General features: G+C 64.0%; 12 protein-coding genes and 4 tRNA genes. All 16 read left to right on the top strand.

Translation table 11 applies throughout. The features are described 5' to 3' along the window. Nucleotides 1–16: 16 nt before the first annotated feature. Entirely contained in the window at nt 17–676 is a 660-nt protein-coding gene (locus FB547_RS11690; protein ID WP_145742372.1) for a LysE family translocator, read from the top strand. A gap of 20 nt (nt 677–696) precedes the next feature. Beyond that, nucleotides 697–1,722, top strand: coding sequence for an anthranilate phosphoribosyltransferase (trpD, locus tag FB547_RS11685; protein ID WP_145742371.1), 1,026 nt, complete (start codon nt 697–699; stop codon nt 1,720–1,722). A 29-nt stretch (nt 1,723–1,751) separates the two neighbouring features. After that, nucleotides 1,752–2,552, top strand: a complete 801-nt coding sequence (gene trpC / locus FB547_RS11680) for an indole-3-glycerol phosphate synthase TrpC (RefSeq protein ID WP_145742369.1) — start codon at nt 1,752–1,754, stop codon at nt 2,550–2,552. Continuing rightward, nucleotides 2,549–3,268 (top strand): uracil-DNA glycosylase, encoded by a 720-nt coding sequence (locus tag FB547_RS11675; protein WP_145742368.1) that lies wholly within the window; start codon nt 2,549–2,551, stop codon nt 3,266–3,268. Before trpC ends, FB547_RS11675 begins: the two co-directional genes overlap by 4 nt. A gap of 91 nt (nt 3,269–3,359) precedes the next feature. Next, nucleotides 3,360–3,445 (top strand) — tRNA-Tyr (locus FB547_RS11670). Nucleotides 3,446–3,510: 65 nt separating this feature from the next. Beyond that, nucleotides 3,511–3,584: transfer RNA gene (locus tag FB547_RS11665), tRNA-Gly, on the top strand. 40 nt (nt 3,585–3,624) lie between these two features. Next, a tRNA-Thr gene (locus FB547_RS11660) sits at nt 3,625–3,699 on the top strand. Between the two features lie 74 nt (nt 3,700–3,773). Beyond that, nucleotides 3,774–4,967, top strand: a complete 1,194-nt coding sequence (gene tuf / locus FB547_RS11655; protein ID WP_012745744.1) for an elongation factor Tu — start codon at nt 3,774–3,776, stop codon at nt 4,965–4,967. Nucleotides 4,968–4,986: 19 nt separating this feature from the next. Next, a tRNA-Trp gene (locus FB547_RS11650) sits at nt 4,987–5,062 on the top strand. A gap of 137 nt (nt 5,063–5,199) precedes the next feature. Next, on the top strand, nt 5,200–5,583 hold the full coding sequence (gene secE, locus FB547_RS11645) for a preprotein translocase subunit SecE (protein ID WP_025569410.1): 384 nt from the start codon (nt 5,200–5,202) through the stop codon (nt 5,581–5,583). Further along, on the top strand, nt 5,584–6,195 hold the full coding sequence (gene nusG / locus FB547_RS11640; protein WP_025569411.1) for a transcription termination/antitermination protein NusG: 612 nt from the start codon (nt 5,584–5,586) through the stop codon (nt 6,193–6,195). A 135-nt stretch (nt 6,196–6,330) separates the two neighbouring features. Continuing rightward, entirely contained in the window at nt 6,331–6,762 is a 432-nt protein-coding gene (gene rplK, locus FB547_RS11635) for a 50S ribosomal protein L11 (RefSeq protein WP_012745747.1), read from the top strand. Then, complete coding sequence (rplA, locus tag FB547_RS11630) at nt 6,763–7,461, top strand: 50S ribosomal protein L1 (protein WP_012745748.1); 699 nt, start codon at nt 6,763–6,765, stop codon at nt 7,459–7,461. It begins immediately after the preceding gene. Nucleotides 7,462–7,709: 248 nt separating this feature from the next. Beyond that, a complete protein-coding gene (gene rplJ, locus FB547_RS11625) occupies nt 7,710–8,243 on the top strand; it encodes a 50S ribosomal protein L10 (RefSeq protein ID WP_012745749.1) in 534 nt (177 codons plus the stop codon). A gap of 43 nt (nt 8,244–8,286) precedes the next feature. Then, on the top strand, nt 8,287–8,664 hold the full coding sequence (gene rplL / locus FB547_RS11620; protein ID WP_012745750.1) for a 50S ribosomal protein L7/L12: 378 nt from the start codon (nt 8,287–8,289) through the stop codon (nt 8,662–8,664). Nucleotides 8,665–8,918: 254 nt separating this feature from the next. Further along, entirely contained in the window at nt 8,919–13,043 is a 4,125-nt protein-coding gene (rpoB, locus tag FB547_RS11615) for a DNA-directed RNA polymerase subunit beta (protein WP_145742366.1), read from the top strand. Nucleotide 13,044 lies beyond the last annotated feature (1 nt).

Below are 13,044 nucleotides of genomic sequence, written 5' to 3'. Positions count from 1 at the left end.
CTCAAGGAGCTGTGCGATGCCCGATCTTCCGCATCTGCTCGCCTTCATCGCCGCCGGCTGGCTGCTGAACCTGACGCCGGGGCCCGATGTGCTCTACATCGTCGCCAACTCGCTGCGCTCCGGCGTGCGCGCGGGCATCGTCGGCGGCTTCGGCATCCTGACCGGCTGCTTCGTCCACATCTTCGCGGCGGCGGTCGGCGTCGGCACGCTGCTGGCCACCTCGGCGGCGGCCTTCGCGGTGCTCAAGTACGTCGGCGCGGCCTACCTGCTGTACCTGGGCGTGCGCATGGTGTTCTCGCGCGCCAAGGCGCCGGCCGATCTGCAGCAGGCGGCGGCCGCATCGGGCGAGCGCGGGCTCAGGGAGATCTTCCTGGGCGGCTTCTGGACCAACGTGCTGAACCCCAAGGTCGCCTTGTTCTTCCTGGCCTTTGTGCCGCAGTTCATCGCGCCGGACGCCGACAGCAAGGGCCTGTACTTCGTGCTGCTGGGCGTGCTGTTCAACCTCAATTCCATCCCCGTCATCGTCGGATGGGCCGCGTTCGCCGGCTGGATGGCGCGCAGGAGCGCCGTGCAGAAGGGCATGCACTGGCTCGACCGCGCAGCCGGCGTGCTGTTCATCGGCTTCGGCCTCAAGCTTGCATTCACGGACGCGCCGGCCGGACGCACCGGCCCCTGAAAACCCCGAGGAGACTCCCCATGATCACCCCCCAGGAAGCGCTCCAGCGCACCATCGAGCACCGCGAGGTGTTCCACGACGAGATGCTGCACATCGTGCGCCTCATCATGAGCGGCGAATGCTCGCCCGTGATGATGGCGGCGCTGATCACCGGCCTGCGCGTCAAGAAGGAAACCATCGGCGAGATCACCGCGGCCGCGCAGGTGATGCGCGAGGTGTCGACCAAGGTGCCCGTGAAGGACACCACGCACCTGGTCGACATCGTCGGCACCGGCGGCGACGGCTCGCACACCTTCAACATCTCTACCTGCTCGATGTTCGTCGCGGCCGCGGCAGGCGCCAAGGTCAGCAAGCACGGCGGGCGCAGCGTGTCGAGCAAGTCGGGCAGCGCCGACGTGCTGGAGTCGCTGGGGGTCAACATCAACCTGCAGCCCGAGCAGATCGCGCGCTCCATCGAGCAGGTGGGCATCGGCTTCATGTTCGCGCCCAACCACCATCCGGCCATGAAGAACGTCGCTCCCGTGCGCAAGGAACTCGGCATCAAGACCATCTTCAACATCCTCGGGCCGCTGACCAATCCGGCGGGCGCGCCGAACATCCTGATGGGCGTGTTCCACCCCGACCTCGTGGGCATCCAGGTGCGCGCATTGCAGCGCCTGGGCACCGAGCACGCGATGGTGGTGTATGGCCGCGACGGCATGGACGAGATCTCGCTCGGCGCCGCCACCATGGTGGGCGAGCTCAAGGACGGCGAGATCCGCGAATACGAACTGCACCCCGAGGATTTCGGCTTTGCGATGTCGAGCAACCGCGCGCTGCGCGTGGAAACGCCCGAGCAGTCGAAGGCCATGCTGCTCGGCGTGCTCGACAATCAGGCCGGCCCGGCACTTGACATCGTGCTGCTCAACGCCGGTGCGGCCCTGTACGCCGCCAACGTGGCCGATTCGATGGCCGCGGGCATCGAGCGTGCGCGCGAGGCCGTGGCATCGGGCGCGGCGCGCGCCAAGCTGACCGAACTGGTCAAGGCCTCCACGGTCGCCGCGTGAAGCAGGAAAACAGCCAGGAACGCAGAAAAATGTCCGACATCCTCGACAAGATCATTGCCGTCAAGCGGCAGGAAATTGCTGCAGCGCAGAAGAAAAGCCCGCTCGAAGCCGTGCGCTTCGACGCCGAAAGCCGCGTGCTGACGCGCGATTTCGAGGGCGCGCTGCGCGCCAAGATCGCCGCCGGCCATGCCGCGGTGATCGCCGAGGTCAAGAAGGCCAGCCCGAGCAAGGGCGTGCTGCGCGAAGACTTCATTCCCGCCGACATCGCGCAGAGCTATGCCGAGGGTGACGGCCAGGTCAGTGCGGCCTGCCTTTCGGTGCTGACCGACAGGCAGTTCTTCCAGGGCGGCGTCGACTACCTCAAGCAGGCCCGTGCCTCGTGCGACCTGCCCGTGCTGCGCAAGGACTTCATCGTCGACGCCTACCAGGTGTACGAATCGCGCGCGATGGGCGCCGACGCCGTGCTGTTGATCGCCGCCTGCCTCGACGACGCGCAGATGAAGGACTACGAAGCCATCGCGCGCGGGCTCGGCATGGCGGTGCTGGTCGAAGTGCACGATGCGGGCGAACTCGAGCGCGCGCTCAAGCTCAAGACGCCGCTCATCGGCGTGAACAACCGCAACCTACGCAACTTCGAGGTCTCGATCCAGGCCACCATCGACCTGCTGCCCAGGCTGCCGGCCGACCGGCTGGCCGTCACCGAATCAGGCATCGCCACGCGCGAGGACGTCGCAACCTTGCGTGCGGCCGGCGTTCACGCCTTCCTGGTCGGCGAGGCCTTCATGCGCGCCAAGGAACCCGGCGAGGCGCTCGCCGCATTGTTCAAATGAACCGGCCCGATCAGCTGGCGAGCAGCGATCCCGCCGACTGGCCCGTCGCGCCGGGCTGGCAACCGCTGGTGGACGGCTTCTTTGCCGGCATCGTGGGCCAGAAGCTGCGCAGCTTCCTGCGCGAGCGCCTCGATGCCGGCGCGGTCATCTTTCCGCCGCAGCCGCTGCGGGCCCTGGAGCTGACACCGCCCGAAGACGTGCGCGTCGTCATCCTGGGGCAGGACCCGTACCACGGGCGCGGCCAGGCCGAAGGGCTCGCGTTCTCCGTGGCGCCCGGCGTGGCGCTGCCGCCGTCGCTGCGCAACATCTTCAAGGAGCTCCAGCGCGACCTGGGAACGCCACCGCCGCAGTTTCCGAACCCCGGTGGCAGCCTGGTGAAATGGGCCACCCACGGCGTGCTGCTGCTCAACACCTGCCTCACGGTCGAGGAAGGGCAGCCGGCCAGCCATTCCGGCCGCGGCTGGGAGGTGCTGACCGATGCGGTCATCCGCCATGTATCGGATGGCGAGAAACCTGTTGTTTTTATGCTCTGGGGCTCGCATGCCCAAAGTAAGCGTGCGTTGATCGATATTGGCCGCCATAAGGTGCTGATGTCGAATCATCCGTCGCCGCTTTCCGCGCTGCGCCCGCCCGTTCCGTTCATCGGCTGCGGCCACTTCGGCGAGGCGCGCGCCTGGCGGCTCGCGCACCAGCCGGGCGGCGAAATTCACGGATAATGCCGGCTGTTTCGCCTCGTGCAGTTCCCCGCATCTTCTTGGTGCTGAGTTCTGCGTAGTCACAAAACCGTGCTATATTTCGAGGTTCGCCGGAGAGGTGGCCGAGTGGTTAATGGCAGCAGACTGTAAATCTGCCCTCTAACGAGTACGCTGGTTCGAATCCAGCCCTCTCCACCAGCGATGAATTTGGTTTCTAAGAGCGATTGGATCTAGCGCTTTGGGTGCCTTGAAGTGCCCCCGATGCGGGAGTAGTTCAATGGTAGAACCCCAGCCTTCCAAGCTGATGACGCGGGTTCGATTCCCGTCTCCCGCTCCAGAGACCCGGTTCGGCGCCGGAAAGCGATTGGTTAGACAAAGCCCTTTTGGCTCAGTGGTAGAGCACTCCCTTGGTAAGGGAGAGGTCGCGGGTCCGATTCCCGCAAAGGGCACCAGTTTTTAGGGGGTTGCAACGGCAGGTTTGCAACCCATCTGCATACGTTGAAATCGTTTTTTTCGGAGTCGAAAAATGGCAAAAGGTAAATTCACCCGCACCAAGCCGCACGTGAACGTGGGCACGATCGGTCACGTTGACCACGGCAAGACCACGCTGACGGCGGCCATCGCCACGGTGCTGTCGGCCAAGTTCGGCGGCGAAGCCAAGGCCTACGACCAGATCGACGCGGCGCCCGAAGAAAAGGCCCGCGGCATCACCATCAACACCGCCCACGTCGAGTACGAGACGGCCAACCGCCACTACGCGCACGTTGACTGCCCCGGCCACGCCGACTACGTCAAGAACATGATCACCGGCGCTGCCCAGATGGACGGCGCCATCCTCGTGTGCTCGGCCGCCGACGGCCCCATGCCCCAGACCCGCGAGCACATCCTGCTGGCGCGCCAGGTGGGCGTGGGCTACATCATCGTGTTCCTGAACAAGTGCGACATGGTGGACGACGCCGAGCTGCTCGAACTCGTCGAAATGGAAGTGCGCGAACTCCTCGACAAGTACGAATTCCCGGGCGACGACACCCCCATCATCCACGGCTCGGCCAAGCTCGCCCTGGAAGGCGACAAGGGCAAGCTCGGTGAAGAAGCCATCATGAAGCTGGCCGAGGCGCTGGACACCTACATCCCGACGCCCGAGCGCGCCGTGGACGGCACCTTCCTGATGCCTGTGGAAGACGTGTTCTCGATCTCCGGCCGCGGCACCGTGGTGACCGGCGCCGTCGAGCGCGGCGTGATCAAGGTCGGCGAGGAAATCGAGATCGTGGGTATCCGCCCGACCGTCAAGACCACCTGCACCGGCGTGGAAATGTTCCGCAAGCTGCTGGACCAGGGCCAGGCGGGCGACAACGTGGGTGTGCTGCTGCGCGGCACCAAGCGCGAAGAAGTCGAGCGCGGCCAGGTGCTGTGCAAGCCCGGCTCGATCAAGCCGCACACGCACTTCACCGCCGAGGTGTATGTGCTGTCCAAGGACGAAGGTGGCCGTCACACGCCGTTCTTCAACAACTACCGTCCGCAGTTCTACTTCCGCACGACGGACGTGACCGGCGCGATCGAGCTGCCCAAGGACAAGGAAATGGTCATGCCTGGCGACAACGTCAGCATCACCGTGAAGCTGATCAACCCGATCGCGATGGAAGAAGGCCTGCGCTTCGCCATCCGCGAAGGCGGCCGCACCGTGGGTTCGGGCGTCGTGGCAAAGATCCTCGACATCTGAGCCGAGCAAAGAGTACCGGAGGGGTATAGCTCAATTGGCAGAGCGTCGGTCTCCAAAACCGAAGGTTGTAGGTTCGATTCCTACTGCCCCTGCCACTTAGGTGGCGCCTCCGAAAAACCCCCGTCGTTCGCCCGGCGGGAGGCTAAAAAGCCCATCGTGACCCGATGGGCTTCGGCGTCTCAAGAAGGCGCATTGAATTGAAGGCCGAAAGGCCACAGGAAATCAGCCGAACATGGCCACTTCTCAAATCGAAACCGTGAGCACGGGTGCCGACAAGGCCAAATTGGCCGCGTCGGTGCTGCTGGCAGTGGGCGCCATCGTGGCGTTCTACCTGCTGGCGCGCCAGGGCTCGCTGGTGCAATGGGCTGCGTTGCTGGTCGGCCTGGCCGCGGCCGTGGGGGCCTTCGGCAGCTCCGAGAATGGCCGCCAGTTGTGGGCTTTCGGCCGCGACTCGTGGCGCGAGGTCAAGAAAGTCGTCTGGCCGACCCGCAAGGAAGCCATGCAGATGACGGCCTACGTGTTTGCCTTCGTGGCGGTCATGTCTGTTTTCCTCTGGCTCACCGACAAGACGCTCGAATGGGTGTTTTTCGACCTCATTCTGGGCTGGAGAAAATAAATGACCGACGACGCAGTTGAAACCACGCCGAGCAGTCCCGAGGAGGAAAACACCTCGGTGCTGGCCCCCGCCGCCAACCCCGATCTGCGCTGGTACGTGGTGCACGCCTATTCGGGCATGGAAAAGGCCGTCGAGCGCAACATCATTGAGCGCATCAACCGTGCCGGCATGCAGGACAAGTTCGGCCGCATCCTGGTGCCGACCGAAGAAGTGGTCGAGATCAAGAACGGCCAGAAGCGCACCACCGAGCGCCGCTTCTTCCCGGGCTACGTGCTGGTCGAAATGATCATGGACGACGAGAGCTGGCACCTGGTGAAGCACACCAACAAGGTGACGGGCTTCGTTGGCGGCGCCAAGAATCGTCCGGCCCCGATCTCGCAGAAAGAGGTCGAGGGCATCGTCAGCCAGATGCAGCAGGGCACCGAGAAGCCGCGCCACAAGGTCGAGTTCACCGTTGGCGAATTCGTGCGCGTCAAGGAAGGCCCGTTCACCGACTTCAACGGCACCGTCGAGGAAGTCAACTACGAGAAGAGCAAGGTCAGCGTGTCGGTCATGATCTTCGGCCGCGCAACGCCTGTGGAGCTCGAGTTCAGCCAGGTCGAGAAGACCTGAGTCCGCCGGTCCTCGGACCGGAACCATTCCCGGCTGCGCGTTGTCCGACTCGGCGCGCGGCCTTGATCGAAGAGTCGTTCAACCCCGGGGAGCCGCGGCGAAAGCCAAGGCGATATCACCCGCAAGGAGCAAAGCATGGCGAAAAAAATCGTCGGCTTCATCAAGCTGCAAGTGCCAGCTGGTAAGGCCAACCCGTCACCACCCATCGGTCCCGCACTGGGCCAGCGTGGTTTGAACATCATGGAGTTCTGCAAGGCGTTCAACGCGCAGACCCAGAGCGTCGAGCCTGGTCTGCCGCTGCCGGTGGTCATCACCGCGTTCGCTGACAAGAGCTTCACCTTCATCATCAAGACGCCGCCGGCGATCACCTTGATCAAGAAGGCCATCAAGCTGGACAAGGGCTCGGCCCGTCCGCACACCGACAAGGTCGGCAAGATCACGCGCGCACAGCTCGAAGAGATCGCCAAGACCAAGATGAAGGACCTGACTGCCGCCGACCTGGACGCAGCAGTTCGCACCATCGCCGGCTCTGCCCGTTCGATGGGCGTGAATGTGGAGGGCGTGTAAATGGCCAAGATCACCAAGAAGCAAAAAGCGCTCGCAGGCAAGGTCGACAGCAACAAGCTGTATCCGCTGGCTGACGCGATCGGCATCGTGAAGGAAGCCGCCACCGCCAAGTTCGACGAATCGATCGACGTGGCCGTGCAGCTGGGCATCGACGCGAAGAAGTCTGACCAGGTCGTGCGTGGCGCCGTCGTGCTGCCCAACGGCACCGGCAAGACCAAGCGCGTGGCCGTGTTCGCCCAGGGCGCCAAGGCAGAAGAAGCCAAGGCCGCCGGCGCCGACATCGTCGGCATGGACGACCTGGCTGCCATGGTCAAGGCTGGCGACATGCCTTTCGACGTCGTGATCGCCGCCCCTGACGCCATGCGCGTGGTCGGTACGCTCGGCCAGATCCTCGGCCCGCGCGGCCTGATGCCCAACCCCAAGGTTGGCACGGTGACCCCGGACGTTGCCACGGCCGTGAAGAACGCCAAGGCTGGCCAGGTCCAGTTCCGCGTCGACAAGGCCGGCATCGTGCACGGCACGATCGGCCGCCGCTCGTTCGACAACGACAAGCTGCAAGGCAACCTCGCCGCGCTGATCGACGCTCTGGTCAAGGCCAAGCCGGCGACCAGCAAGGGCGTGTACCTGCGCAAGGTGGCGGTGTCGTCGACCATGGGCCTGGGTGTCCGCGTGGACACGCAGACCATCGCGGCGAGCTAAGCAAAGAGATTTGCCTCGCCCGCAAGGGCAGGGCGAATGTGGTGGGTCGCGGCAGCTCCGGTTGCCGCGAGCCATCCAAGACCGCTGGTGTGCAGGGCGCTGCACTTAATCGCCGGATCGATCCTTCCGGTATCCAGCGCAGATGGCGACCCCACTGCAAGGAATTTGATTTTTGTTCCTGACAGTTGGTCGCTGCATGAAGCGCGATCCGAGGCCTCGGCCGAAGGTCGCATTAAAAGGAGTAGACCTTGAGTCTGAATCGCAGTGAGAAAGAAGCGGTCATCAGTGATGTGACCAGCCTCGCCGCTAAAGCTCAAACGCTCGTGATGGCGGAATACCGTGGCATCACGGTGGCCGATATGACCAAACTGCGCAGCGAAGCTCGCAGCAAGGGTGTGACCCTCAGCGTGTTGAAGAACACGCTGGCACGCCGTGCTGTCGCTGGTAGCGCATTTGAGATCGTTGGCGACCAGATGACCGGCCCGCTGATCTATGGCTTTTCCGAAGACGCAGTGGCCGCCGCCAAGGTGGTGGCCGATTTCGCGAAGACCAACGACAAGTTGGTGATTCGCGGCGGCGCATTCGGCGGCAAGGCCCTGGACGTGAACGGCGTGAAGCAACTGGCCAACATCCCTTCCAAGGAAGTGCTGCTGGCGCAATTGCTGGGCTTGATGCAATCCCCGATCTCTCGTACCGCCCGCGTGCTCGCGGCGCTGGCCGAGAAGCGCGGTGGTGGCGAAGCTGCACCCGCCGATGCACCGGCCGAAGCGCAGGCTGCTTGAAGCTTGCGTTTGAAATATTCAACCCAATTGTTAGGAAACAAAAATGGCATTCGATAAAGACGCATTTCTGACCGCGCTCGACAGCATGACGGTCCTGGAACTCAACGACCTGGTGAAAGCCATCGAAGAGAAGTTCGGCGTGAGCGCCGCTGCAATGGCTGCCCCCGCCGGCGCTGGCGGTGGTGCTGCCGCTGCCGTGGCCGAAGAGCAGACCGAGTTCAACGTCATGCTGATGGATGCAGGCGCGAACAAGGTTTCGGCGATCAAGGCCGTGCGCGAAATCACCGGCCTGGGCCTCAAGGAAGCCAAGGACCTGGTGGAAGCCGCTCCCAAGGCTGTCAAGGAAGGCCTGTCGAAGGCTGACGCTGAAGCCGCCAAGAAGAAGCTGGAAGACGCCGGCGCCAAGGTGGAGCTGAAGTAATTCAGACCCGCTAGAGGGCTGGAGGTGCCTGAAAAGGCCCTCCAGCCTTTGCCGCTTTCAGAGCGCACCCGAAAACCGGAAAGAAGACGGTTTTCGAGTGTCTTCTGACCCCGACTGCAGAAGACCCCTTGGTTCGGGCGATGTGCAACGCATCGCTGTCCGCCAACGGCTGGTAGTGGCCAGCCGCCAAGCAGTGGTGCCGTTCGCCCGGCACCGCTGACAAGTCGCTGAAGATCTCAAGCTCCGGAGCTCTCATGGCCCAATCGTCCGCGTACAGTTACACCGAACGCAAGCGCATCCGAAAAAGTTTCGGCAATCGCGACAGCGTCGTAGAAATCCCCTACCTGCTGCAGATGCAGAAAGACGCGTACACCGCGTTCCTGCAAGCCGGCATTCCTCCCAAACAACGCACCGTCGAAGGCCTGCAGGCCGCGTTCGACGCTGCCTTCCCGATCGTCTCGCACAATGGTTTTGTCGAGATGAAGTTCCTCGAGTACAACCTCGCGAAGCCGGCCTTCGACGTGCGCGAGTGCCAGACCCGCGGCCTGACCTTCGCCTCGGCCGTGCGCGCCAAGGTCCAGCTCATCATCTATGACCGCGAATCGTCGACCTCGCAGTCGAAGGTGGTCAAGGAAGTGAAGGAACAAGAGGTCTACATGGGCGAAGTGCCGCTCATGACCGAAAAGGGTTCGTTCATCATCAACGGCACCGAGCGCGTGATCGTCTCGCAGCTGCACCGTTCGCCGGGCGTGTTTTTCGAACACGACAAGGGCAAGACGCACAGCTCGGGCAAGCTGCTGTTCTCGGCCCGCGTGATTCCCTACCGCGGTTCGTGGCTCGATTTCGAGTTCGACCCGAAGGACATGCTGTACTTCCGCGTCGACCGCCGCCGCAAGATGCCGGTCACGATCCTGCTGAAGGCCATCGGCCTGAACCCGGAATCGATCCTCGCGAACTTCTTCGTGAACGACAACTTCCGCCTGATGGACAGCGGCGCCCAGATGGAATTCGTTCCCGAGCGCCTGCGCGGCGAAGTCGCGCGCTTCGACATCACCGACAAGTCGGGCAAGGTCGTGGTCGCCAAGGACAAGCGCGTGACCGCGCGCCACACGCGTGAACTCGAGCAGTCGGGCACTACGCACATCAGCGTGCCGGAAGACTTCCTGGTCGGCCGCGTGATCGCCCGCAACATCGTCGACGCCGACTCCGGCGAAATCCTGGCCAAGGCCAACGACGAACTGACCGAAGCGCTGCTGAAGAAGCTGCGCACGGCCGGCGTGCAGGACATCCAGGTGATCTACACCAACGAACTCGACCAGGGCGCGTACATCTCGCAGACCCTGCGCATCGACGAGACGGTGGACGAGTTCGCAGCCCGCGTGGCCATCTACCGCATGATGCGCCCCGGCGAGCCGCCGACGGAAGACGCGGTGCAGGCCCTGTTCCAGCGCCTGTTCTACAACCCGGACACGTACGACCTGTCGCGCGTCGGCCGCATGAAGTTCAACGCCAAGGTCGGCCGCGACGAATCGACCGGCCCGATGGTGCTGACCAACGAAGACATCCTGGCCGTGGTCAAGATCCTCGTGGACCTGCGCAACGGCAACGGCGAAGTCGACGACATCGACCACCTGGGCAACCGCCGCGTGCGCTGCGTCGGCGAACTGGCCGAGAACCAGTACCGCACCGGCCTGGCCCGCATCGAGAAGGCCGTGAAGGAACGCCTCGGCCAGGCCGAGCAAGAGCCGCTGATGCCGCACGACCTGATCAACAGCAAGCCGATCTCGGCCGCGCTGAAGGAGTTCTTCGGCGCCTCGCAGCTGTCGCAGTTCATGGACCAGACCAACCCGCTGTCCGAAATCACCCACAAGCGCCGCGTGTCGGCCCTTGGCCCGGGCGGTCTGACGCGCGAACGTGCAGGCTTCGAAGTGCGCGACGTGCACGTCACCCACTACGGCCGCGTGTGCCCGATCGAAACGCCCGAAGGCCCGAACATCGGCTTGATCAACTCGCTGGCCCTGTACGCCCGCCTGAACGAATACGGCTTCATCGAGACGCCGTACCGCCGCGTGGTCGACAGCAAGGTCACCAACGAGATCGACTACCTGTCGGCCATCGAAGAAGGCAAGTACGTCATCGCCCAGGCCAATGCGGCCCTGGACAAGGACGGCAAGCTGACCGGCGACCTGGTTTCGGCGCGTGAGGCCGGCGAGTCGATCCTGGTCGGCGCCGAACGCATCCAGTACATGGACGTGTCGCCCGCGCAGATCGTGTCGGTGGCTGCCTCGCTCGTGCCGTTCCTCGAGCACGACGATGCGAACCGCGCGCTGATGGGCGCCAACATGCAGCGCCAGGCCGTGCCCGTGCTGCGTCCCGAGAAGCCGATGGTCGGTACCGGTATCGAGCGCGTCTCCGCGGTCGACTCGGGCACCGTGGTCACGGCCACCCGCGGCGGTATCGTCGACTACGTCGATGCGACCCGTGTCGTGGTGCGCGTGAACGACGCCGAAGCGGCAGCCGGTGAAGTCGGTGTGGACATCTACAACCTGATCAAGTATCAGCGTTCGAACCAGAACACCAACATCCACCAGCGTCCGATCGTCAAGCGCGGCGACAAGATCGCCAAGGGCGACGTGATCGCCGACGGCGCATCGACCGACCTCGGCGAACTGGCTCTCGGCCAGAACATGCTGATCGCGTTCATGCCCTGGAACGGCTACAACTTCGAAGACTCGATCCTGATCTCGGAACGCGTCGTCGCGGAAGACCGCTACACCTCGATTCACATCGAGGAACTGGTGGTGATGGCCCGCGACACCAAGCTCGGCGCCGAGGAGATCACGCGCGACATCCCGAACCTGGCCGAGCAGCAGCTCAACCGCCTGGACGAATCCGGCATCATCTACGTGGGTGCCGAAGTGCAGCCGGGCGACACGCTGGTGGGCAAGGTCACGCCGAAGGGCGAGACCACGCTGACGCCTGAAGAGAAGCTGCTTCGCGCCATCTTCGGCGAGAAGGCTTCCGACGTGAAGGACACGTCGCTGCGCGTGGACCAGGGCTCGCAAGGCACCGTGATCGATGTGCAGGTCTTCACCCGCGAAGGCATCACGCGCGACAAGCGCGCCCAGCAGATCATCGACGACGAGCTCAAGCGCTTCCGCCTCGACCTGAACGACCAGCTTCGCATCGTCGAAGCCGACGCGTTCGACCGTATCGAGAAGCTGCTGACCGGCAAGGTGGCCAACGGCGGCCCGAACAAGCTGGCCAAGGGCACCAAGCTCGACAAGGCCTACCTGTCGTCGGTCGAGAAGTTCCACTGGTTCGACATCCGCCCGGCGGACGACGAAGTGGCCACGCAGCTCGAGTCGATCAAGAACTCGCTCGAACAGACGCGCCACAGCTTCGACCTCGCGTTCGAGGAAAAGCGCAAGAAGCTCACGCAGGGCGACGAGCTGCCCGCGGGCGTGCTCAAGATGGTCAAGGTCTACCTGGCCGTCAAGCGCCGCCTGCAACCCGGCGACAAGATGGCCGGCCGGCACGGCAACAAGGGTGTGGTGTCGAAGATCGTTCCGGTCGAAGACATGCCCCACATGGCCGACGGCACGCCGTGCGACATCTGCCTGAACCCGCTGGGCGTGCCTTCGCGGATGAACGTGGGCCAGGTGCTCGAAGTGCACCTGGGCTGGGCCGGCAAGGGCATCGGCAACCGCATCGGCGACCTGCTGCAGCAGGAGGCCAAGGTGGCCGAGCTGCGCAAGTTCATGGAGCAGCTGTACAACGGCTCGGGCCGCAAGGAAGACCTCAGCCTGCTGAGCGACACCGACGTGCTCGAAATGGCGGCCAACCTGTCTTCGGGTGCCACCTTCGCCACGCCGGTGTTCGATGGTGCCTCGGAGGAGGAAATCCGCGGCATGCTGAAGCTCGCCTATCCGGACGACATCGCCAAGCTCAAGGGCCTGACCGAGACGCGCACGCAGGCCTACCTGTACGACGGCCGCACCGGCGACCAGTTCGAGCGTCCCGTCACGGTCGGCTACATGCACTTCCTGAAGCTGCACCACTTGGTGGACGACAAGATGCACGCCCGTTCGACCGGCCCGTACTCGCTCGTCACGCAGCAGCCGCTGGGCGGCAAGGCGCAGTTCGGCGGCCAGCGTTTCGGCGAAATGGAAGTGTGGGCGCTGGAAGCCTACGGCGCCGCCTACGTGCTGCAGGAAATGCTGACGGTGAAGTCCGACGACGTGCAAGGCCGTACCAAGGTGTACGAGAGCATCGTCAAGGGCGAACACTCCATCGAAGCCGGCATGCCGGAATCGTTCAATGTGCTGGTCAAGGAAATCCGTTCCCTGGGCCTGGACATCGAACTCGAACGTTCTTAAG

The sequence above is a fragment of the Variovorax beijingensis genome (assembly GCF_007828835.1).
GTDB lineage: Bacteria > Pseudomonadota > Gammaproteobacteria > Burkholderiales > Burkholderiaceae_C > Variovorax > Variovorax beijingensis_A.
The sequence above is the reverse complement of the archived record's forward strand: the minus strand, read 5'-3'. Positions and strand labels throughout refer to the sequence as shown.

What these genes read in the sequence shown, in the direction of transcription:
- rplK (WP_012745747.1), top strand. Translation starts at nt 6,331, where the DNA reads ATGGCGAAAAAAATCGTCGGCTTCATCAAGCTGCAAGTGCCAGCTGGT.
- secE (WP_025569410.1), top strand. Translation starts at nt 5,200, where the DNA reads ATGGCCACTTCTCAAATCGAAACCGTGAGCACGGGTGCCGACAAGGCC.
- rplL (WP_012745750.1), top strand. Translation starts at nt 8,287, where the DNA reads ATGGCATTCGATAAAGACGCATTTCTGACCGCGCTCGACAGCATGACG.
- nusG (WP_025569411.1), top strand. Translation starts at nt 5,584, where the DNA reads ATGACCGACGACGCAGTTGAAACCACGCCGAGCAGTCCCGAGGAGGAA.
- tuf (WP_012745744.1), top strand. Translation starts at nt 3,774, where the DNA reads ATGGCAAAAGGTAAATTCACCCGCACCAAGCCGCACGTGAACGTGGGC.
- trpC (WP_145742369.1), top strand. Translation starts at nt 1,752, where the DNA reads ATGTCCGACATCCTCGACAAGATCATTGCCGTCAAGCGGCAGGAAATT.
- trpD (WP_145742371.1), top strand. Translation starts at nt 697, where the DNA reads ATGATCACCCCCCAGGAAGCGCTCCAGCGCACCATCGAGCACCGCGAG.
- FB547_RS11675 (WP_145742368.1), top strand. Translation starts at nt 2,549, where the DNA reads ATGAACCGGCCCGATCAGCTGGCGAGCAGCGATCCCGCCGACTGGCCC.
- rpoB (WP_145742366.1), top strand. Translation starts at nt 8,919, where the DNA reads ATGGCCCAATCGTCCGCGTACAGTTACACCGAACGCAAGCGCATCCGA.
- FB547_RS11690 (WP_145742372.1), top strand. Translation starts at nt 17, where the DNA reads ATGCCCGATCTTCCGCATCTGCTCGCCTTCATCGCCGCCGGCTGGCTG.
- rplA (WP_012745748.1), top strand. Translation starts at nt 6,763, where the DNA reads ATGGCCAAGATCACCAAGAAGCAAAAAGCGCTCGCAGGCAAGGTCGAC.